The organism is Streptomyces sp. NPDC028635 (assembly GCF_040637635.1).
Lineage (GTDB): Bacteria > Actinomycetota > Actinomycetes > Streptomycetales > Streptomycetaceae > Streptomyces.
In genome coordinates this window covers 316355-338313 of record NZ_JBEZWX010000002.1, presented here as the reverse complement: position 1 = coordinate 338313, position 21959 = coordinate 316355, and the positions used below count along the sequence as shown (strand labels likewise).

Annotated in this window: 14 protein-coding genes, 1 tRNA gene and 1 pseudogene; 7 read left to right on the top strand and 9 right to left on the bottom strand. The window is 74.5% G+C overall.

All coding sequences use genetic code 11. From position 1 onward, the window contains the following. Positions 1 to 3 precede the first annotated feature (3 nt). The 5 genes from AB0E88_RS03710 to AB0E88_RS03690 all read left to right on the top strand — a co-directional run bounded on the left by AB0E88_RS03710 (position 4) and on the right by AB0E88_RS03690 (position 9681). Positions 4 to 1773 (top strand): FHA domain-containing protein, encoded by a 1770-nt coding sequence (locus tag AB0E88_RS03710; protein WP_361623164.1) that lies wholly within the window; start codon positions 4 to 6, stop codon positions 1771 to 1773. Between the two features lie 187 nt (positions 1774 to 1960). After that, complete coding sequence (locus AB0E88_RS03705; RefSeq protein WP_361623161.1) at positions 1961 to 2374, top strand: globin; 414 nt, start codon at positions 1961 to 1963, stop codon at positions 2372 to 2374. A 186-nt stretch (positions 2375 to 2560) separates the two neighbouring features. Then, a complete protein-coding gene (locus tag AB0E88_RS03700; RefSeq protein WP_361623158.1) occupies positions 2561 to 5803 on the top strand; it encodes an FtsX-like permease family protein in 3243 nt (1080 codons plus the stop codon). A 1-nt stretch (position 5804) separates the two neighbouring features. After that, positions 5805 to 8555: an FtsX-like permease family protein gene (locus AB0E88_RS03695; protein ID WP_361623403.1), complete on the top strand. Its 2751-nt coding sequence runs from the start codon at positions 5805 to 5807 to the stop codon at positions 8553 to 8555. 166 nt (positions 8556 to 8721) lie between these two features. Then, positions 8722 to 9681: an ABC transporter ATP-binding protein gene (locus AB0E88_RS03690; protein WP_361623155.1), complete on the top strand. Its 960-nt coding sequence runs from the start codon at positions 8722 to 8724 to the stop codon at positions 9679 to 9681. A 106-nt stretch (positions 9682 to 9787) separates the two neighbouring features. Here AB0E88_RS03690 and AB0E88_RS03685 read toward each other — a convergent pair whose 3' ends face one another. From AB0E88_RS03685 to AB0E88_RS03655, 7 genes are all read right to left on the bottom strand, one after another. Beyond that, complete coding sequence (locus tag AB0E88_RS03685; protein WP_361623152.1) at positions 9788 to 10483, bottom strand: hypothetical protein; 696 nt, start codon at positions 10481 to 10483, stop codon at positions 9788 to 9790. Further along, positions 10480 to 10905 (bottom strand): thioesterase family protein, encoded by a 426-nt coding sequence (locus AB0E88_RS03680; protein ID WP_361623149.1) that lies wholly within the window; start codon positions 10903 to 10905, stop codon positions 10480 to 10482. Before AB0E88_RS03680 ends, AB0E88_RS03685 begins: the two co-directional genes overlap by 4 nt. A gap of 2 nt (positions 10906 to 10907) precedes the next feature. Next, positions 10908 to 12572, bottom strand: coding sequence for an energy-dependent translational throttle protein EttA (gene ettA, locus AB0E88_RS03675; protein WP_361623146.1), 1665 nt, complete (start codon positions 12570 to 12572; stop codon positions 10908 to 10910). A 236-nt stretch (positions 12573 to 12808) separates the two neighbouring features. Beyond that, a complete protein-coding gene (locus AB0E88_RS03670) occupies positions 12809 to 14197 on the bottom strand; it encodes a TQXA domain-containing protein (protein ID WP_361623143.1) in 1389 nt (462 codons plus the stop codon). Between the two features lie 311 nt (positions 14198 to 14508). After that, on the bottom strand, positions 14509 to 14985 hold the full coding sequence (locus tag AB0E88_RS03665; protein ID WP_361623140.1) for a single-stranded DNA-binding protein: 477 nt from the start codon (positions 14983 to 14985) through the stop codon (positions 14509 to 14511). 379 nt (positions 14986 to 15364) lie between these two features. After that, positions 15365 to 17746, bottom strand: a complete 2382-nt coding sequence (locus AB0E88_RS03660; RefSeq protein ID WP_361623137.1) for a YfjP family GTPase — start codon at positions 17744 to 17746, stop codon at positions 15365 to 15367. A 3-nt stretch (positions 17747 to 17749) separates the two neighbouring features. Next, entirely contained in the window at positions 17750 to 19360 is a 1611-nt protein-coding gene (locus tag AB0E88_RS03655) for a dynamin family protein (RefSeq protein WP_361623134.1), read from the bottom strand. A gap of 314 nt (positions 19361 to 19674) precedes the next feature. On the opposite strand from AB0E88_RS03655, the gene AB0E88_RS03650 reads away from it, so the two are divergent. After that, positions 19675 to 19747: transfer RNA gene (locus AB0E88_RS03650), tRNA-Arg, on the top strand. Positions 19748 to 20070: 323 nt separating this feature from the next. Then, positions 20071 to 20787 (top strand): DUF1963 domain-containing protein, encoded by a 717-nt coding sequence (locus AB0E88_RS03645; protein WP_361623400.1) that lies wholly within the window; start codon positions 20071 to 20073, stop codon positions 20785 to 20787. Between the two features lie 42 nt (positions 20788 to 20829). Here the strand turns inward: AB0E88_RS03645 and AB0E88_RS03640 are convergent. Both AB0E88_RS03640 and AB0E88_RS03635 read right to left on the bottom strand, forming a co-directional pair. Beyond that, a pseudogene (locus tag AB0E88_RS03640) lies at positions 20830 to 21441 on the bottom strand (histidine phosphatase family protein); the annotation flags it as partial. An 11-nt stretch (positions 21442 to 21452) separates the two neighbouring features. Then, a complete protein-coding gene (locus AB0E88_RS03635) occupies positions 21453 to 21932 on the bottom strand; it encodes an SRPBCC family protein (RefSeq protein WP_361623131.1) in 480 nt (159 codons plus the stop codon). Between the last annotated feature and the right edge of the window lie 27 nt (positions 21933 to 21959).

The following is a 21959-nucleotide window of genomic DNA, read 5'->3' as shown; positions in this document are numbered from 1 at the left end:
GACATGCCGACCTGCCCGAACGGACACCAGTCGGGTTCCGACGACTGGTGCGAGGTCTGCGGTCACCGCATGGCCGGTGCCGTACCTCCGCCGCCTCCCCCGCCGCCGCCGGGCGGTGGCTACGGCTTCCCGCCGCCCCCGCCGGGTGCGCAGCCGGGCCCTCAGCCGGGCGGGCGTCATCTGTCCTCCGTGCCGGAGCCCGAGCCGGAGCTGTGCCCGCAGTGCCGTACGCCGCGCGAGGGCGGGGCGCCGTTCTGCGAGGAGTGCCGGTGGAACTTCCTGACCAACACGGCGACCACGTACACCCCGGCCGCGCCGCCGCGCCCGTCGGCGCCGGGTGCGCCGCGCTTCCCGCAGGGCCCCGGCCCGTCCGGGCCGTCCTTCGGCGGCAGTGACTCCTTCGACTACCAGAGCTCACGCCCGTCCCAGGTGAACCGTCCCGCCGAGCCGATCCCGCCGAGCCCGTACGGCGGCGAGCCGTCGGGCCCGGGCGGTCCGGGCGGTCCGGGCGCCTCCGGCGGCCCGTTCCCCGCGGGTGGTCCGGGCGGCCAGGGCGGCCCGGGTGGTCCCGGTGCGCCTGCCGGCCCGGGTGGTCCGTTCGGCTCCGGCGGTCCCGGTGGCCCCGGCGGTCCCGGTGGGCCGGGTGGGCCTTCGGGTCCGGGCGGCCAGGGCGGTCCGTTCGGTGCGGGCGGTCCCGGCGGCCAGGGCGGCCCCTCCGGCCCCGGTGGTCCCGGTGGTCCCGGTGGTCCCGGTGCGCCCGGCGGTCCCTTCGGCACGGGCGGCCCCGGCGGCCCGCCGACGCACGGCGGCCCGGGCGCGCCCGGCGGTCCGAACGGCTCCGGCGCCCCCTTCCCCTTCGGCAGCGACCCGTCGCGTCCGGTCCCCCCGCCTCCCGGCCCCACGCCCCCCGCCGGTCCCGGCGCGGCTCCCGGCGGCCAGGGCGGCCCCGGTGGCCCCGGTACCCCGCAGGGCTTCCAGCCCCCCGCGTTCCCGCAGGGCCGTGGCCCCTCGGCTCCGCCGGCTCCCCCGGCCCCGTCCGGGCCGTCGTTCGGCGGTGGTGGTGACGACTGGGTGATCTCCCCGCCGTCCGGCCCCGCCACCGGCCCCGGCGGACCCTCCGGACCCGCCCCGTCCGGCCCGAACGGTCCCAGCGGCCCCGGCGGACCCGGCGGACCCGGCGGTTACGGCTACCCGCAGGCCGGCGCCACCCAGGCACCGCCCGCGCCGAACGCGCCGAACGCTCCGGGCGGCCAGGGCGGTCCCGGCGGCGCCAACCCGCCCGGCGGCCCCGGCGGCTACGGCTACCCGCAGCCCGGTGCCACCCAGGCACCCCCGGCGCCCGGGTTCCCGCAGCAGCCGCAGGGTCCGGCCACCTGGACGGCGACCATCGGCCCGGACCGCGAGTACTTCATGGCGATGATGCAGCGTTCCGGCCCGGAGGCCGCGGGGCTCAACCTGCCCGCGTACTCGCCGGAGCAGCAGCGCACCCTCACCGGTAACCAGGTCAGCATCGGCCGTCGCCGCCACTCCACCGGCGAGACGCCCGACATCGACCTGTCGGTGCCGCCGGAGGACCCGGGTGTCTCGCACCAGCACGCGGTGCTGGTGCAGCAGCCCGACGGCAGCTGGGCCGTCGTCGACCAGAACTCGACGAACGGTACGACGGTGAACGGCTCGGACGAGCCGATCCAGCCGTTCGTGCCGGTCCCGCTCCGGGACGGCGACCGGGTGCACGTGGGCGCCTGGACGACGATCACGGTCCGCCGGGGCTAGAGGTTCCCTCCGGCGGATCACCGGTGCGTCGCGGGGCCCGGCAGGCGCCGTGCGGCCGGACCGGTCCGCCGGACAGGCCCGGCCGGCAGGCGCCGTGCGGCCGGACCGGTCCGCCGGACAGGCCCGGGCCCGGCTCCAGGAGGGGCCGGTCCTAAGTCTTGCGGCCTCGGTCGCCGCGTCTGAGACCATGGGAGGCGTGACAGAGATTCGGCGCGGCACGCTTCAGGAGCAGACGTTCTACGAGCAGGTCGGCGGGGAGGACACCTTCCGCCGGCTGGTGCACCGTTTCTACCAGGGAGTCGCGGGGGATCCGCTGCTGCGGCCGATGTACCCGGAGGAGGACCTCGGTCCGGCCGAGGAGCGGCTGGCGCTGTTCCTCATGCAGTACTGGGGCGGCCCCACCACCTACAGCGAGAACCGCGGCCACCCGCGGCTGCGGATGCGGCACGTGCCGTTCACCGTGGACAAGGCGGCGCACGACGCGTGGCTGCGGCACATGCGGGACGCCGTCGAGGAGCTCGGCCTGTCCGAGGAGCACGAGCGCACGCTGTGGAACTACCTCACCTACGCCGCCGCCTCGATGATCAACACCCCCGGCTGAGCCCCGCCGCCGGCACGTCCACACCCCTCCGGGCCCGGTGAGCGCCGTATGAGCGCCGCATTCCGGTCATAGCACGCCGGATTCCGGTCACGATCCGGTCAAGCCGGGTTCACAACCGCTTACCCGCGCCCGCCCCCTCTGACAACATCGCCGAGAGGTCTGGACAACAACGGCGGGGGGCCGGTGGTGGCGGGGTTCGGGGGGCTTGCCGGGTTCGTGCTGCTGCGCGCCCGGGCGCACCGTCTGCTGCTCGCCGCGGCCCTGCTCACCGTCCTGCTCACCACCTCCGTCCTCGCGGGCCTGACCGCCTACGCCGGCGCGATCGGCGACGCCGCCCTGCGGCACGCGCTGGCGCAGCCCGCCCACGCCGCCGACGCCGCCCTGGTCGTCAAGGCCGACGTCCCCGCCGGCGGCCGCGACGCCGCCGACGCCGCCGTACGCCGGGCGGCGCGCACCGCGTTCGACGGGCTGCCGGTGACCGTGCGGACGTTGGTGCGGTCCGGGCCGTACGCCCTGCCCCGTTCCGTGCAGCCGCCCGCCGAGCGGTCCGGGGACCCCGATCTGACGCACTTCGCGGCCCTGGACCCGTCCCAGGTGCGGCTCGTCGACGGCCGCGCGCCCCGCGTGGGCGCCGGTGACGTCGAGGCCGCGCTGCCCCAGGCGGCCGCGCGCCGCCTGGGCCTGAGGCCCGGCGCCCGGCTCGCCCTCACCGACCGCTTCGGCGGCAGGCCGGTGACCGTGCGGATCACCGGCCTGTACCGGCCCGCCGACGCCGCCGCGCCGTACTGGCGGCTGGACGACGTCGGCGGGCGCGGCGTGAAGAAGACCGACTTCACCACCTACGGCCCGCTGCTCACCGACCCGCGGGTGCTGACCGGCGCCACGGTGAGCACCGGCCCGTCGGCGTGGGTCGTGACCGCCGACTTCTCCACGCTGACGACCGACCGGATCGACGCCCTGCGTTCCTCCGCGGCCCACGCCGGCGCCGCCGTGCGCTCGGCCCCCGCCCTCGCCGGGTCGACGACCGCGGTCACCTCGCTGCCCGGCGTCCTGGACGGGATCGAACGTTCGCTGCTGGTCTCCCGCTCCACGCTGCTGATCGTCGCCCTCCTGCTCGCCCTGCTCGCGGCGTGCGCGCTGCTGCTGGTCGCGCGGCTGCTGAGCGCCGAACGCGCCGCCGAGACGCGGCTGCTGCTGGCCCGCGGCGCCTCCCGCGGCCGCCTGGCGGCCCTGGCCGCGCTGGAGGCGCTGCTGCCGGCCGTGCCGGCGGCACTGTGCGCGCCGCTGCTCGCCGGGCCGCTGACCCGGCTGCTGGCCGGGCAGGGGCCGCTGGCCAGGATCGGTCTGCGGCTGGACGTGCCCGCCGCCGGCCGGCCGCAGGTGTGGCTGGTGGCGGCGGGCGTCGCCCTCGGCTGCGCGCTCGCCGTGACGGTGCCCGCGCTGTCCGCGAGCGCCCGGCGCGCGGGCCGGGCACGGGCGCTGCCCGGCGCGCTGCGGGCCGGCGCCGACCTGGGGCTGCTGGCGATCGCGGGGCTCGCGTACTGGCAGCTCGCCACCCGCACCGCCGTCAGCGGCGACCGCACCGGTGCCCTCGGCATCGACCCGCTGCTGGTCGCCGCGCCCGCGCTGGCCCTGCTCGCCGGCACCGTGCTCACCCTGCGGCTGCTGCCGCCCGTGGCCCGGCTCGCCGAGCGCCGCGCGACCGGCGGACGCGGCCTCGCGACCGCGCTGGCCGGCTGGCAGTTCAGCCGCCGCCCCATGCGCGGAGCGGGACCCATGCTGCTGCTGGTGCTGGCCGTCGCGCTCGGCATGCTGGCCATCGGCCAGGGCGCCTCCTGGAACCGGTCCCAGCAGGACCAGGCCGACTTCCGGGCCGGTGCCCCGGTGCGGGTGACGGCCGCCGGGGACGCCGGCCCCGCCCGTACCGAACAGCTCGCCGCCCTGCCCGGCGTCACCTCGGCCGCGCCCGCCGTACGCACCGCGCTGCCGCTGTCGGACAACCGCACCGCGACCCTCCTCGCCCTGGACACCGCGCACGCCTACGACGCCCTGCTGCTGCGCCACGACCTCGCCGACCGCCCGGTACGGCCGCTGCTCGCCGGCCTCGCCCCGGCCGAGCCGTCGGCGGGCGTGACCGTCCCCGCCGGCACGGCAAGGCTTCGGCTGACCGCGACCCTGCACAGCTCCGACCCCGAAGGGGGCGCCGACGTGACGCTCACCCTGGAGGACCGGTGGGGCGTGCCGTACCAGTTGCCGGCCGGGCGGCTGCCCGCCGACAACCGCCCGCACCCGCTCACCCCGGACCTCGGCGGCGCCCGCGGCCCGCTCGCCCTCACCGGCGTCCAGCTCGTCATCGCCCAGCCCAGCGGCCGCGCCGAACAGCACCGGCTGACGCTGGACGCGCTGACCGCCACGGCCGCCGACGGGAGCGAACGGCGCCTGCCGCTGACCACCGCGTGGAGCGCCGTCTCGCGCGCCGACGGCGCTGTCGCCGGCCCCGACACCGGCTCGATCCCGTCCCGGCCGCGCCTTGTGTCCACCGCCCCGCCCACCCTCACCTACTCCACCGGCCATCTGCCGGCCGGCGACCGCTGGCTGTCCGCCGCGGTGACGGTCCGGATGCGCATCGCGCAGCCGCCGGCGCCCGAGGTCACGGGGGTGGCCACGGACCGTTTCCTCGCCGCCACGGGCGCGCGCACCGGGCAGCGGGTGGACGCCGTCTTCGGCGGGGAGAGCGTGCCGGTGCGGATCGTGCGCACGGTGCGTGAACTGCCGACGACCGGTGACGCCGAGGGCGGCGGCGCCCTGCTCGTCGACCTGCGCGCCGTCGACCAGGTCCTGCAGGCCCGCCACGGCACGAGCGTCACGCCCACCGAGTGGTGGCTGGCCGCCGGCGCCCCGGCCGAGGTGGCCGCCACGGTCCGGGCCTGGCCGGACGTCGACCCCTCGCAGGTCGTGGTGCGCGCGGAGATCGCCGAGGAGCTGCGGGACGATCCGTTCGGCGCCGGGCCCGAGGCCGCGTTCGCCGCGGCGGCCGCGGTGGCCGCCGCGCTGGCCGCGGTCGGTTTCGCGGTCGGCGCGGCCGGGGCGCTCAGGGAACGGGACGCGGAGTTCGCGGTGCTGCGGGCACTGGGCGCCCCGCGCCGCCGCCTGGCCCGCATGATCGCCGCCGAGCACGGGATGCTGGTGGTGCTGGCGCTGGCCGTCGGCGCGGCGCTCGGCGCGGTGCTGACCCGTGCGGTGATCCCGCTGATCCTGCTCACCGCCGAGGCCGCCCGCCCGCTCCCCGGGGTCCTGGTCCAGCTGCCGGCCGGGCAGGTCGCCGTCCTGCTCACGGCCGTCGCCGCCGTCCCGCTGGCCGTCTCCCTGCTCCTGTCGCTGCGCCGCGCGGACCCGGCCTCCGCGCTGCGGGAACAGGGAGGTGAGTGAGATGGCGGCGCTGCGTACGACACCTCGCCCGGCCGCCGTACCCGCGCCGTGGATCCGTACCCGGCTGCGGGCCGCTCCCGCGGCCGCCTGCGCGCTGGCGCTGCTGGTGGCGCTGACGGCCGCTCTGGCCGCCGCCTTCCCGCGCGCCGTCGACCGCTACGAGGACGCCGGTCTCGCCCACGCCGTCGAACGGGCCACACCCGGCCGTACCACCCTGTGGGTGGCCGCCCCCGCGCCCGACGGCGCGTCCTCCGTGCAGGAACTCGAACAGTCCCTGCGCCCGGGCACGTTGGGCGCCCAGAACCGGAAGATCCTGGCCGCCCTGCGCGCTCCCCTGGCCGCGGACCCCGGCCAGTCCACGTACGGGGTGCGCACGTTCGAGGAGCTGGAGGTGCCCGACGCCTGGCTGCCGCGCCCCTACGGCCTGCCCGCGCGCGTGCTCCTCACGGCGCAGTCCGGCCTCGGCGAGCACGGCCGGCTGCACGCCGGACGGCTGCCCCGCGCCACCGGCCGGGTGAGCGCCACGACCGCCGAAGTGGAGGGCGCCGTCACCACGGAGACGGCGAAGGCCCTGCACGTGCAGGTGGGCCGCGTCCTGCACGTCCCGGCCGTCGGACGTCCCCCGCTGACCGTCCGCATCACCGCGATCGTCGCGCCGCGCACCCCCGACGGCGCCTACTGGTCGGCCGACAGCCTGCTGCGCGGCCCCACCCTGAAACCTGTGCCCGGCGGCGGCACGGACCCGCTGCGCTACTGGCTCGGCACCGTCCTGCTCCCTCCCGACGCGGCCCCCGCACTGCTCGGCACCGGCGGCGCCCCGCAGCGCTTCTGGCGGTTCGCCCCCGACGCCGCCGCGCTGCACGGCCGGGACGTCGCGGCGCTGAAGTCCTCGGTCGCCGCCCTGGAGTCCGGGCCCGCCCTGCGCGAGATACGCTCCGCCGTCGACCCGAACGCCGACGCCGACACCGACCTCGACACCGTCCTCACCTCCTACGACGGGCTGCGCTCCGGTGTCTCCCCGCTCGTCGCGGTCGCCGCGTTCGGCACCGGCACGGTCGCCGCCGTCATCCTGGCCATGGCCGGGGGCCTCGCCGCCGACCGCCGGCGCACCGAACTCGCCCTGCTGCGCGCCCGCGGCGCCTCCCTGCCCGGGATGGCGGGACGCCTGGCCGCCGAGACGGGCGTGGTGGCCCTGCCGGCCGGGGCGCTCGGCCTGCTCGCCGCCGTCCTCGCCGTGCCCGGCGGCCGTCTGCTGCCCGCCGTGGCCGCCGCCCTCGCCGTCACCCTCGTCGCCTGCGCCGCACTGCCGGTGCGCGCCGCGGCCGCGCACCGCGTGGTCCGCGTCCACTCCGGCCGCCAGGACGTGACGGTCCGGCGCCCCTCCCGGCGTCGTACGGTCGCCGAACTCACCGTGCTGGCGGGCGCGGCAGCCGCCGTGGAGACCCTGCGCCGGCAGGGCGGCGACGGCGGGCAGCTGGTGTCCGCGGCGCCCGTGCTGGTCGCGGTGATCGCGGCGCTGGTCCTGGTGCGGCTGTACCCCTGGCCGCTGCGCCGGCTGGCCCGCCCCGCCGGACGGCTGCGCGGCGTGGTCGGCCCGCTGTCCCTGGCCCGCGCCGGCCGCTCCTCCGCCTCGGCCGTGCTGCCCCTGCTGGCGCTGCTGACGGCCCTGACCACGGCCGCGTTCGGCGGCTCGGTACTGGCCGGTGTGCGCGACACCCGCGACCACGCCGCCCTGCTCGCCGTCGGCGCCGACGCCCGCGTGGAGGCCCAGACCACGACCGTGCTGCCGGCCGGCCTGGCCGACCGGGTGCGCCGCGTGCCGGGGGTGAACGCGCTGACCGAGGTCAGCATCTCCTACCAGGCGACGGCCGCAGACAGCCCCGCCTCGGTGCCGGTGGCCGGAGTGGGCCCGGCCGACTACGCCGCGCTGACCGCCCGCACCGGCCTCGGCGCCCTCCCGGCGAGCGCGCTGCGCGCCCCCGCCGCGTCCGGCGCGGTCCTGCCCGCCCTCGCCTCCCCCGCCGTCGCCCGCACCTACGGCACCCGGCCCTTCCCGGTGCGCCTGGACGACGGCAGCACCGTCACCGTGCGCATCGCACTCGTGCGGAAGCGGACCCCGGCCGTGCCCGGCGACCGCTTCCTGGTCGTGGACCGGGGCGCGCTCACCCCCGAGGCCGCCCGCCCGGCCGCACTGCTGCTGAGCGGCGACCACATCGACGCGACCGCACTGCGCCGGACGGCCGGCGGCACCACGGGCGTGCAGCTGCGGTCGGCAGTGCGCGCCGGATACGTCGACTCACCCCTGCAGTCCGGCGCCGAGGACGTCTATACGGCGGCGGTCCTGGCCGGAGCGGGATACGCCGTGCTCGCCCTGCTGCTGTCCCTGCTGCGCGCCGCACCCGAACGCACCGCGCTGCTCGCCCGGCTCCGCACGATGGGCCTGACCCGGGCCCAGTCGCGCCGGCTGCTGATCCTGGAAGCCCTGCCGCAGGCCGTCCTCGCCACGGCGGGCGGCGCCCTGACGGCCTGGGCGGCGATCCGCCTGCTCGCCCCCGGCATCGACCTCACCTCGATCGCCCTGGCCGCGAACCCGGCCGCGGGTCCCCCCGCCGCCCTGCGCACGGACGCCCTGTCCCTGACGCTCCCGGCGCTGGCGGTACTGGCGGTGGCGGTCGGCGTCGCGGCGGCCCAGGCATGGTGGACGGGCCGCCGGGGGGCGGTACGGGAGCTGAGGGTGGGGGACGCACGGTGAGGGCCCACGCCCTGCGGCGAGGCGGGGGTGAAAAGCCGTGCGGGGGCGGGCCCGGGGAGCCGTACCGGGGCGGTCGCGAGGAGCCGTGCCGAGGCCGGGCCGAGGAGCCGGGCCGTGGGCAGCGACGCCGCCGTACACCGAAGAACACTCCGCGCCGGAGGTCCCGATGACAACCAACCCCACGCTCGCCGATCTGGCGACCAAGGCGGCGGCCGCCCGCAACACGCCGGCCTACGGCCATGACGCGCTGATCACCTGCGACCGTCTGGTGCGGATCTTCACCGCCGACGGCGTCGAGGTGCAGGCCCTCCAGGGCCTCGACCTCCTCGTGCGCGAGGGCGAGCTGATGGCCCTCGTCGGGGCGTCCGGCAGCGGCAAGTCCACCCTGATGAACATCCTCGCCGGCCTGGACACCCCCACCGCCGGCGCCGCCCGGGTCGCCGGCCACGACCTGCTGGCCATGACCGCCAAGGACCGCCTGGCCTACCGCCGGGAGGTCGTCGGCTTCGTCTGGCAGCAGACGTCGCGCAACCTGCTGCCGTACCTCACGGCGGCGCAGAACGTCGCCCTCCCCCTCCAGCTGAGCGGCAACCGCACCTACGCCCGCCGCCGTGCCCGCGCCCGACGCGCGCTGGAACTACTGGAGTTGCTGGCCGTCGCCGACTGCCGCGACCGGCACCCGCACCAGATGTCCGGCGGGCAGCAGCAGCGCATCGCCATCGCGGTGGCTCTCGCGAACGACCCGGCGGTGCTGCTCGCCGACGAGCCCACCGGCGAGCTGGACTCCCACACCGGGGAGCAGATCTTCGCCGCGTTCCGCACGGCGAACGAGCACCTGGGCACGACCATCGTGATCGTCACCCACGACCAGGCGGTCGCGAGCGAGGTCCGCCGCACGGTGGCCATCCGCGACGGCCGTACGTCCACGGAGGTGCTGCGCCGCAGCGAGGTCGACGCGACGACCGGCCACGAGACGGTGGTGGCGCGCGAGTACGCGATGCTGGACCGGGCCGGCCGCCTTCAGCTGCCCGCGGAGTACACCCGCACGCTGGGCATGCGCGACCGCGTGGCGCTGGAGCTGGAGTCCGACCACATCAGCGTGTGGCCGGACCGGGAGGAAGAGTAAGGGTGCGCCTCCGCGCACGCCGGAGCCTTGGGCGCGAGCGAACGGCGGTGCGGGTGAGGGGGCGTCAGCCCGGGCCGGGAGGCCGCGCACCGCTCTCGCGGCGCCGTCAGCGCACGCTGACGCCGAGTGCCCCGAGCCCGCCGAGCGCCCCGGTCCCCGCCGTGCGCACGGCGATCGAGCCGTACGGCGTGCTCAGTCGCAGCCACGCCCCCGAGGAGAAGAGCGCGGGCTGCTCCGCGGCCTCACCGGGCCGCAGGAAGCCGAGGGACTGCGCGGCGTGCACGACGCGCACCGGCAGCCGGGTCTCCCCCACGGTCCGGGACCAGATGTCCCTACCTATGAGGTCGAGTTCGGTCCGGGTGCGCCGGTCGGGTGCCAGTTCCTCGGTGCGGGTGCGGAACTCGGTGACGACCGCGCCGACCAGGCCGCGCAGCTCGCTCGCGGACGGCAGCCCCGGCTCGCGCCGCCAGCCGCCGCGCGGGGGCAAGACGCCCGCCCAGGGCGGACCGGTCACCGCGGCCGGGACGACGGCCGTGGCGGCCGCCTCGTCGACGGACTCCAGCAGCTCACCGGCGGAGACGGTGACGTCCAGGGTGACGTCGAGCCCGTTCTCGTACGGCTTCGCCAGCCGTACCGCGCGAACGGCGAGCACCTCGAACGACGGCGGCCGCCCGAACACGGCCAGCGCGGTGCCCGCCGCCTGCAGGCGCACCGCGGCCGACCGGTCGTAGTGCAGCAGCCGGGAGAGGAAGGCGGCGAGGTCCGCCGCCTCCGTCTCGTCGGCGAGGTGCAGCACCGTCATGCGGCGACGGCCTCCTCGTCGGCGCCGTCACCGGCGTCGTCGGTGTACCGGGTGAGGAACTCCCGTTCCTGTTCGGTGATCCGGCGCGGCCGCTGCGCCTCGAAGTCGAACGGGACGATCACGGTGGAGGCCCGCACGTAGACCGCGTCCGCGTCCTTCACCTCGTAGGAGACGGTGAAGGAGGCGGCCCTGATCTGCGTGACCCACAGCTCCACGTCCACCGGCGTGGGCCGGTGGACGAGCTGCCGCTTGTAGTCGATCTCGTGGCGCGCCACCACCGACCCGTCCCGTGACTCGGCGTCCCGGAGGGACAGGAAGTCGATGCGGGCCTCCTCCAGGTAGCGGAGGAAGACGGCGTTGTTGACATGGCCGTAGGCGTCCATGTCCGACCAGCGCAGCGGGCAGGGGTAGATGTGCCGCAAGATCAGCCCCGGGTCAGCTTCTTGTAGGTGGCGCGGTGCGGACGCGCGGCGTCCGCGCCGAGCCGCTCGACCTTGTTCTTCTCGTAGGACTCGAAGTTGCCCTCGAACCAGAACCACTTGGACTCACCCTCGTAGGCGAGGATGTGGGTGGCCACGCGGTCCAGGAACCACCGGTCGTGGGAGACGACGACGGCGCAGCCGGGGAACTCGAGCAGCGCGTTCTCCAGGCTGGACAGGGTCTCGACGTCCAGGTCGTTGGTGGGCTCGTCGAGGAGCAGCAGGTTGCCGCCCTGCTTGAGGGTGAGCGCGAGGTTCAGGCGGTTGCGCTCACCGCCGGAGAGCACACCGGCCGGCTTCTGCTGGTCCGGGCCCTTGAAGCCGAACGCGGAGACGTACGCGCGGCTCGGCATCTCGACCTGGCCGACGTTGATGTAGTCCAGGCCGTCGGAGACGACCTCCCACAGCGTCTTCTTCGGGTCGATGTTCTCGCGGCTCTGGTCGACGTAGGAGATCTGGACGGTCTCGCCGACCTTGATGGAACCGGAGTCCGGCTCCTCCAGGCCCTGGATCATCTTGAACAGCGTGGTCTTGCCGGCGCCGTTCGGGCCGATCACGCCGACGATGCCGTTGCGCGGCAGCGTGAACGACAGGTTGTCGACGAGGACCTTCTCACCGAAGGCCTTGTTGAGCTGGTCGACCTCGACGACGACGTTGCCCAGGCGGGGGCCCGGCGGGATCTGGATCTCCTCGAAGTCCAGCTTCCGCATCTTCTCGGCCTCGGCGGCCATCTCCTCGTACCGCGCGAGGCGGGCCTTGGACTTGGCCTGGCGCCCCTTGGCGTTGGAGCGGACCCACTCCAGCTCTTCCTTGAGGCGCTTGGCGCGCTTGGCGTCCTTCTGCCCCTCGACCTTGAGACGGGTCTGCTTGGTCTCCAGGTACTTGGAGTAGTTGCCCTCGTAGCCGTGCAGACGGCCGCGGTCGACCTCGCAGATCCAGCCGGCGACGTTGTCCAGGAAGTACCGGTCGTGGGTGACGGCCACGACGGTGCCCGGGTACTTGGCGAGGTGCTGCTCCAGCCAGTTCACCGACTCGGCGTCGAGGTGGTTGGTGGGCTCGTCGAGCAGCAGCAGGTCGGGCTGCTGCAGCAGCAGCTTGCACAGCGCGACGCGGCGGCGCTCACCACCGGAGAGGTTGGTCACGGGCCAGTCGCCGGGCGGGCAGCCCAGGGCGTCCATGGCCTGCTCGAGCTGGGCGTCCAGGTCCCAGGCCTCGGCGTGGTCCAGCTCCTCCTGGAGCTTGCCCATCTCCTCCAGCAGCGCGTCGGAGTAGTCGGTCGCCATGAGCTCGGCGATCTCGTTGAACCGGTCGAGCTTGCCCTTGATCTCGGCGACACCCTCCTGGACGTTCTCCAGGACGGTCTTGTCCTCGGTCAGCGGCGGCTCCTGCAGCAGGATGCCGACGGTGAAGCCGGGCGCGAGGAAGGCGTCGCCGTTCGACGGCTGCTCCAGCCCCGCCATGATCTTCAGGATCGTCGACTTACCGGCGCCGTTCGGGCCGACAACACCGATCTTTGCGCCAGGCAGGAAGTTCAGGGAGACGTCGTCAAGGATGACCTTGTCGCCGTGCGCCTTGCGCGCCTTGCGCATGGTGTAGATGTACTCAGCCAAGAGAAACCGTCCGGCAGCTTGAATCTGGCAGTGGGCAGATACACCCCATCTTGCCTGACCGCCACCCCTGGGGGGAAACGCGTCGGGCCGGGGGGCTGTGACCTGGGGTTCCTTGCGTCCGCCACCCGCTCGTCGTCACGGTCGGCCTCCGTCGTCGGCCCTGGTCGCCGTCACATCGCCCGGCGGCGCGCCCGTGGACGATCATTCGTCGGGCTCCGGTCACGTGAGGAATGCGATCAGCCACCTTCGGCTTCCCGGCGCCGGAGCAGTACCAGGACTCCGCCGCCGATGACCACCAGGCCGATGGCCGAGCCCGCGATCAGCGGGGTGAGGGCGCCGCCGCCGGTGTCGGCGAGGTTGGTGGGCACCGTGGCGCCGGTGGAACCGCCGACCGTGGCCGGACTCGGCTCCGCGACGGTCTGCGTGGACAGGGTGGTGGTACCGCCCCGCGTCTTGCAGTCCAGCACTCCGGTGAACCGCTGGGACAGCCCGGCGGGGCCGGTGATCGTGACGTCGTAGGGCTGGTCCTCCTGCAGCGGCATCGTCACCGTGCGCGGCGCGCCGGCCGGGACGGTGTACGTGGTGCCCATCAGCTCGAAGGTGAACGGCTGGTCACCGTGGTTGACGGCGGTGATGTCCACCCCGCCCTCGACGCAGTCCTCCTTCGCCGACAGCGCCGGTATCGGCCCCTGGGCGGCCCAGGTCGCGCTGGCCCGCGCCGAGACGGTGGACTCGCTGGACCCGGCGAGGATCTGCGTCTGGCTGCGGCTGTCGGAGGTGAAGGCCCTGCCCACGGGCACGGTGGTGGAGGCCTGCACGGTGAGCTGGGCGGCGCCGGGCGCGGCGTCCTTGGGCACCGCGAAGAACAGCTTCGCGCCGTCGGACGCGGTCGTCACCGGCTTGCCGTCCTTGCCGACGATCCGCACCCCGCTCAGTGCCGCGTCGGCCGGCGGTGACACGACCGCGCCGGCCGCGCCGGTGTGCACGGTCACCGGACCGAGCAGCTCACCGGGGTGGCCGGAGACGGCCGGCGGGTCCAGGGTCAGCGAGGCCGCCGGCTCGGGCAGCTCGCGGGCGCTTTTGAAGAGGTGGTCGGCGAGCTGCTCGGCCTGCGGGTCCACCGCGTCGACCCGCGCGCCGTCGGAGTAGCGCCAGATGGCCACCTGCGTGCCGGCCGCCGCGTCCTGCTCGGTGAGTCCCCCGCGGATGCCCGCATTGTCGGCCAGCGCCGCCAGGTCGTTCACCTGCGGATAGGAGTGCTGCAGGATCCAGCGGATGCGGCCCGCGTTCTTGTTCGCGCCGAGGGAGGTGCCGCTCCACGGGGTCTCGTGGTACTTGGCGTCCCGCTGTGTGGGGTTGTACAGGTCGACGCAGTACGTCTGCAGGGTGCCGCCGCCGTCGACGGACATCTCGAACAGTCCCGCCGACACCTGCTGGTCGGTGCCGCCGTCGTGGACGACCGCCGTTCCGAAGGTCTTCAGACCGCCCATGGTCGCGCCGGCCCCGGCCGGGCTCTGCGGGACGTCGGTCGCCGAGGCCGGTGCCGCCCCGGTCAGTGCGCCCGCCGCGACGAGGCCGGACACCAGTGCGGCGGCGGCGAACCGGCTCGTTCCTCGCCCGCGCACGGACCGCGCCGTGAGCGCGGCGAACGAACAAAACACAGCAATTCCCCTTCGCGCAGGACCCCTTGACGTGGGGGGTATGCGGTCCCACCAGCAGAATCGGGAGCCCCGAGAGCTCTCCCGCATCCTAGGGAGGCCGTCGCACCGGCATTCGCCGTCATCTTGTCGGACCGGTGATCCGACTCGTAATCGTTATCGCGGACACGGCCTGCGAGCTGGGCTTATCGACAAATCCACCGAATACTTCGGCATGCATGTGCCGATAAGCCGCAGTCGTACCGCCTCGGGCGCTTCCCGACATCGAGCGCCTGACGTCACGTCACCGCCATGGCCTTCGCCTTGCGTTGGGGCTCCTCCTGACGCGGCGGCGTCTCCCACTCGGGCTCGGGGCGGTCCGGCTGCACGGTGACGGTGGCGGTCGCCCCTTCGGGCCGGCTCGCCCGCTTGAACGCCGTGGTGCCCCGCGCCAGATCGTGGCCGATCGCCACCGCGTCCACGTCGGCGGACGTCCAGCCGGGCTGGCCCTCCCGCACCTCCGTGCGCACCTTCAGCCGGCCCTGCACGACGACCGGATCGCCCACGCTCAGCGACGCCGCCACGTTCACGGCGAGCTGCCGGTTGGCCCAGACCGTGAAGAAGTTGGTGTGCCCGTCGGTCCAGGTGTTCTTCTCCCGGTCCAGATAGCGCGCGGTCACCGCCAGCCGGAAGCGCGCCGACGCGCCCGACGCGAGTTCCCGGAACACCGGCTGCGTCGCCACGTTGCCGACCGCGCAGATCATCGTCTCGTTCATCTCGGTAACCCCTCCCGGATACGCCGACGGGCCCGTCCCGACGGCGGCGTCTGGCCACGGCGGCCGCTCGAAACCTCTGCCGCCGCGCACGGCGACCGCGTTCGTAGCGGTCGCCGGTGCGACAACCGCGTCCGTCGCGATCGCCGCACAGCCAGACTGCCTCCCTCGGGCCGGGCCCGCTGAGCGCTGTGGATCAGCCCCGACCTGTGGACAACTCCGCCACCCGCACGGGTGAACCGTCGTCCCGCGACACCTCACCCACCCCCGTCACCGGCCCACCGACTCACGGGCTCACGGGCTCACCAAGTCACCGAGTCACCGAGTCACGCACACACGGACTCACGGACTCACGGAGTTCAGACCGTCCCGCCAAGGCGCGTCACCGCCCCGACGCCACCCCCACCCCCGTGACCCGGGCGTACTGCTCCCGCACCTCGCGGTACCTCAGCAGCTCCGCGGCGAGCGGATCGAGTACGCGGGCCCGGCCGCACGCCCCGGCCGCCTCTCTGAGCCGCCGTTCCGCCTCCTGCCCGTACCGCCGGGCCGGGCCGCGCGCCGCCATCCGGCATGCCCACTCGATGAGGGGGCCGCCGACGATCCCGCACACCATCAGCAGTACCGGCACGCCCAGGTTCGGCGCCATCACCCCGATGATCTGCCCCGCCAGCCACAGTCCGCCCACGATCTGAAGCAACGTCATCGACGCCTGCGCCAGCACCGCCACGGGCCACCAGCCGGGACGCGGCGGCCGCCCCGGAGGCAGCCCGGCTCGCGTCGCCAGCTCATCCAGCGCCTCCGGCAGCCCCTGCGCGCCGCGCACCGCCGCCTCCCGCACCGCCTGCGCCCAGGGCACCGGCAGCCCGGCCGAGGCCTGGTCGGCCACGGTGCGCACCGCGTGCTCGACGCGCTGGCGCGCGGTGGCCTCCTCGTCGGGCTGCGAGCGCAGTGGCAGCCGGCCCGTCGCGGGTTCGCGGCGGTCGTGGTACCAGCGCCACAGCCGCAGCCACGGCGTCCCGCAGGCCCGGTTGGCGTTGCGCAGCCAGGCCCGCTCGGCCGCCTCGCCGGCCGCCGTGGCCCCCACCGCGTCCGCGAGCTGCGCGGAGAACTCCTCGCGCGCCTCCTCGCTCAGCCCGGGCCGCCGTCGCGTGGCGTACACCGGCCGCAGTCCGACCGCGGCCGCGTCGACATCGGCGGCGATACGGCGGGCCGCGGCGCCCCGCTCGGCGACGAACTGCCCGAGCGCCTCCCGCAGATCGCCGACGCCGTCGCCGGTGAGCGCGGACAGCGCCAGCACGGTCGCCCCCGGTTCGCCGAACTCGCCGAGGGCGATGCCGTCCTCGTCGAGGAGCCGCCGCAGATCGTCCAGGACCAGGTCGGTGGCCTCGCCGGGCAACCGGTCGATCTGGTTGAGGACGACGAACATCACCTCCGCGTGCCCCGCCATGGGCCGCAGATAGCGCTCGTGCAGCATCGCGTCGGCGTACTTCTCCGGGTCCACGACCCAGATGACGGCGTCGACCAGCTTCAGGATGCGGTCCACCTGCTCGCGGTGCTGCACCGCCGCCGAGTCGTGGTCGGGCAGGTCGACCAGGATGAGCCCGCGCAGCTGCTGCTCGGAGTCGGCGTTCTGCAGCGGGCGGCGGCGCAGCCGGGGCGGGATGCCGAGCCGTTCGATCAGGCCGACGGCACCGTCGCTCCAGCTGCACGCGATGGGCGCGGCGGTGGTGGGCCGCCGTACGCCGGTCTCCGAGATGGGCACTCCGGCGAGCGCGTTGAACAACTGCGACTTGCCGCTGCCCGTGGCGCCCGCGAGCGCGACGACGGTGTGCTGTCCGGACAGCCGGCGCCGCGCGGACGCCTCGTCCAGGACCCGGCCGGCCTCGGCGAGGGTGCGGTTGTCCAGGCGGGTGCGGGAGAGACCGACGAGCTCGCGCAGCGCGTCGAGCCGGGAGCGCAGCGGCCCGTCGTACGCCATCGGCGCGACGCTCAGCGGCCCGGGGGCCCGTGGCTCCAGCGGCGTCTGCTCGGCGGCGGTGGCCTCGGTGACCCGCCGGGCGATGAGCCCGTCGTCCCAGACCCCGGTGTCGTCATGACCGGGGGCGCCGGCCTGGCTGCGGTCGTCGGGGGCGGACTCGGCCTTGACCGGGTCGTCGGCGCCGCGCTCGCCCTTCGCGCGGTCGGACGTCGTACGGCCGCCGACGGGCCGCTCGTCCTTCGCGCGATCGGACGTCGCACGGTCGGCGGCGGGCCGCTCGTCCTTCGCGCGGTCCGTTCTCGTACGGTCGCCGGGGGCGCCGTCGGGCTCGGTACGGCCCCCGGGCACGCGCGCGTAGCCGCCGACGGAGCCGGAGGAGGTCTGGGGCTGAGCCTCCTCATGGCCGGTGTCGGAGGAGTGGGCGTCCTGCGTGGCCCCCTGCGTCACGAGGGCACCGGCGGCACCCTCGGGCGCGGCGTCGTCCGAGAAGGCGCCTCCCGGGCCGTCCCCGCCTTCCCCTTTCCCCGCGAGGTCCGGCCCGGCGCCCGTGACGGCGGAGCCGTCCTCCCCCCGGCGTTCGTCATCGTCCACGGCCTTCTCCACTGAGTGATCCGGGTGGTCGGGTTGATGCAGCTGGTCAAGATCGTCATCGTGAGGAACGTGACGGACGTGATCGACGTGATCGACATGACGGACGTGACCGACGTGATCACTGTCATCGGCACGATCGACGTCACCGAGGTGATCGGTGTGCTCGGTGTGGTCCTGGTCAGTGACGGCGGTCACCGGTCACCTCTCCTTCTGCAGTACGGACAGTGCGGCGATGAGTTCGGCCTGCGGTTCGGGGTGGACGTCGAGTTCGTCCAGAGGCGCCAGCCGGCGTTCGCGTTCGGCCTGCAGCACCCGGTCCACGTGCTCGGTGAGCAGCCGCCCGCCCCGGTCGCGCAGCCGCAGCGCGCCATGGGCACCGATCCGTTCGGCCAGGCCCTCACCGGCGGAGCGCGCCCGGCGGCCGCCGAGCAGCGCGGTGGCGACGAGCGCGGCGAGCGCCTCCGGATCGGGCGCGGTGCCGCGTTCGATCTCGCGCACCTCTTCCTCGGCGTACTCCTCCAGTTCGCGCCGCCAGCGCCGTACCGCGAGGCCGATGCGGTGCTCGGCGCTCTCCAGGCCGGCGTCGCGGTCGGCGAGGCCGGGGGCGTCCGCGCCCGGTTCGCGGCGCCAGGCCTCGTCGATGCGCTCGTCGGCGGCGGTCACGGCACACAGCAGCAGCGTGGCGAGGCTCTCCACGAGCGCGTCGAGCAGTTCACCGGCCGTGCAGTCGAGCGGGAAGGCCCGCCAGCGCTTGAGCGCGTCGCCGGCGAGGACGGCGCCGGCCTGGAGCCGGTTCCGCACGCGCGCGTGCTCGCTGTCGTAGGCGCCGTCGACGGCGGAGGTCAGCCGTAGGGCGGCGGCGTACTGCTGGGCGGCGGCGCTGGCCAGTTCGGGCATGCGGGACTTGAGGCTGTCGAGGACTCCGTGGACGGTACGGGCCATGGCGTGCCGGCGGGCGGCGGGGTCCTGCGTCTGGTGCACCAGCCAGGTGCGCAGCGACGCGACGGCGCTGGCGGGGAGCAGACCCGCGCCCCAGGCGGACTCGGGCAGTTCGGGCACCGTGAAGCGGGGTACGTCGCCGAGACCGGCCTTGGTGAGGAGGGCGCCGTACTGCCGGGAGACCTCGGAGACGACCTGGTGGGGCACCCGGTCGAGAACGGTCACCAGGGTGGCGTCGTACTCCTTGGCGGTGCGCAGGAGGTGCCAGGGCACGGCGTCGGCGTAGCGGGCGGCGGTGGTGACCATGACCCAGATGTCGGCGGCGCAGATCAGCTCGGCGGCCAGGACACGGTTGTCCGCGACGAGGGAGTCGATGTCGGGGGCGTCGAGGAGGGCGAGACCGGGCGGAAGGTTGTCGGCGGTCTCGATGCGCAGCGCGCGCGTGGGGTTGTCCCCGTGCAGGAGCAGTTCTTCGTCGCCGGGTTCCTGAGCGGGCACCCACACGCGGGTGAGGGTGGGCAGGATCCGTGTCCCGCTGAACCAGTGATGGTCGTCCGGGTGACAGACCAGCACCGGTGTCCGCGTCGTCGGCCGCAGTACGCCCGCCTCACTGACGCGTCTGCCCACCAGGGAGTTGACGAGCGTCGACTTGCCCGCGCCGGTGGATCCGCCCACGACGGCCAGCAGCGGGGCGTCGGGCCGCCGCAGGCGGGGCACCAGGTAGTCGTCGAGCTGCGCGAGCAGTTCGTCCCGGTTGGCACGCGCGCGTGGGGCTCCCGCCAGAGGCAGCGGAAAGCGTGCGGCGGCGACACGGTCGCGCAGGGCGGAGAGTGCGTCGAGCAGCTGAGGCCGTACGTCCAAGGTCACCACATGCGAAGAATGCCCAATTTTGAGGGAATTCTGAAGCATATAGGCATGTCTGCGCGCCGATAGAACACAAGGGACGGAAGGGATGACCGGGACATGAGCACAGCGCAGGCATAACGAGTGCACAACACCCGGCCCGCGACGCGCCAAAAGCGCTGCACGATTCGCACCTGCCTGCGATTATCGGGACCGCTTCACCGAACCTCCACACCGAGCCACGGAGGCGAAGCGACAGGGTCAGGGAACCGGGAGCCCTATCCTTGTCCCCGGCACGTCAGGGTGCGGCCCGCCCGCCCCCACGACCGAGGCCACACCAGGCCCCCGTAGCTCAGTGGATAGAGCAGGCGCCTTCTAAGCGCTTGGCCGCAGGTTCGAGTCCTGCCGGGGGCGCACGTCTCCGCCCTCCCCCTGGGGAGGGCTTTTTGCTGATCAGAGGCCCTGCGGGGGCGATCCGCCCAAGCCAGCCGGCCCTCTCGGTGATCACAGGCAGACCCCCTTACCGCCCCCCCGGAGGCGCCCCGTGGATCAGTGGGTGGAGCCAGGGCCGCCCGCAGTGGGGCAGCATTGCGCAGAAGGTGTGGAGCCGCTCACACGGCTTGCCCTGTTGATCCGAGGAGGCAGCCCCCGTGGCGCAGAGCTTTGCCGGTCCGCCCTACGACCTGGATGGCCTGATACCCGAGCTCGCGGCTCTCGGCCGGCGGACGACACTGCTGATGCCGAAGAGCGGAACCCCCGGAGTCCGGGAGAGCTCACTCGGTGGCCCCATGCTCTGGCCCTCCGATGAGCCCTGGCCCTTCTGCGGGCAACCGGGCCACTGGGCCCCACCCGACGGACGGAACCCTGCCGGGACCGTCCCCATGGTCCCGGTGGTCCAACTCTTCGCACGTGACGTGCCCGAGCTGACGTTCCCCGAAGGCATGGACGTGCTTCAGCTGGTCTGGTGCCCGTTGATTCATCCCGAGGACCAGGCGTGCGCCGCCTTGCCGAGGCTGTACTGGCGCAGCGAGGCGGACGTGCTCGGCGCGGGCGTTCTGCGGACGGTCCCCGCCCCGCAGGAGGGCGAGTTCGAGGAAGAATTCATGCCCAGCCCGTGCACGGTGTCCCCCATCTCGGTTGTGGAGTACCCGAACTGGGACCTTCCACAGGACCTGCGGCAGACCTTGCAGCCCCGCATCGACGAGCTCGAAGAGCGCTTCGGTACGGACTACGCACTGCTGGCGTGTGCGCTGCAGAACAAGATCGGCGGGTACCCGGCCTGGAACCAGAAGCCCGACTGGCCGGACTGCGCTCGCGGCCATCGCATGGAGCACCTGCTCAGCATCACCGCGGAGGACGACCTGGACATGGTCATGGGCGACCTGGGAGGCATATACGTCTTCCTCTGCCGCCAGTGCCCCGAACTGCCCTACGCGCACCGCTACGACTGTTAGAAGGACCCGGCGCATCTCGTATGCGCCGGGTACCTCGTGTCGTCAGTTCAAGTGGTGGGTGTCGTTCAGGGTCTGCACCGTGGCCGTGCCGTCCTGTGTGTAGGTCACCGTCGACAGGGAGGCTGCTGCCACCTCCATGCGGAACAGGGTGTGGGGTGGGGCCTGGAGGGCCAGGCGGAGCAGGGTTCTGACGGGGACGACGTGGGAGACGACCAGGACCGTGGCGCCGGCGTACCGGGTCAGGAGGGCGTCCCGTACGGCGGCGACGCGGCGGGTGACCTGCTGCATGGTCTCGTCCGCGCCCGAGGGGGGAGCCTCGGGCGAGGCGAGCCATGCGGCCAGGTCGTCCGGGTGGCGTTCGCGGACCTCGGCGAAGGTCAGGCCCTCCCAGGCGCCGAAGTCCGCTTCTCGCAGGTCCCGGTCGACCTGGACGCTCAGGCCGAGGCGCGCGGCGACGTACTGCGCGGTCTCCCGGCAGCGCCGCATCGGTGACGTGACGACCGCGTCGATGCCGCCGCGGTGGGCGAGGGCGTCTGCCGTCGCCCGGGCCTGGCGGCGGCCGGCCGGTGAGAGTCCCGGGTTGGATCCTCCGCTGCCGGAGAGCCGCCGCTGCGGGGTGAGCAGGGTTTCGCCGTGCCGCAGCAGGACGAGCGTCGTCACGTCACTCACTTCGCGGTCTGCGCGAAGTGGTCCCGTACGCAGTCGGTCTGCTTCTCCATGATGTCGATGATGCCCTCGACCACGTTCAGGTCGGCGTCCTCGGCGATCTCCAGGGTCCGCGACCAGTCGAAGAAGCTGCGGGAGGGGTCGTTGGTGATGGGGAACACCCGGATGGTGGCTTCGTAGTTGGCGACGCCGCTGGTGGGGGCGACGGCCCGGTAGGACTGGGTCCGGTTGATCTCGTCGCGAGCGGCGATCTCCTGCTGGACGACCTTGCCGCTGAGCGTGAGCTTGAAGTCGTAGCGGGCGGGCACCGTTTCGACCGAGCCGCCCTCCACCCAGCTGACGTCCCGGTGGACGTCCAGGTCGCCGGGGGAGACGATCTCCAGGATCTGCATGGCGTCGCGGATGGTCGCCCACACGGTGTCCGGGTCGGCGTCGAGGATGGTGGAGTGGTACATGGTGTGCTTGCGCTGGATCGGCACGGGGTGCTCTCTCTTCTAAGAAGGGAC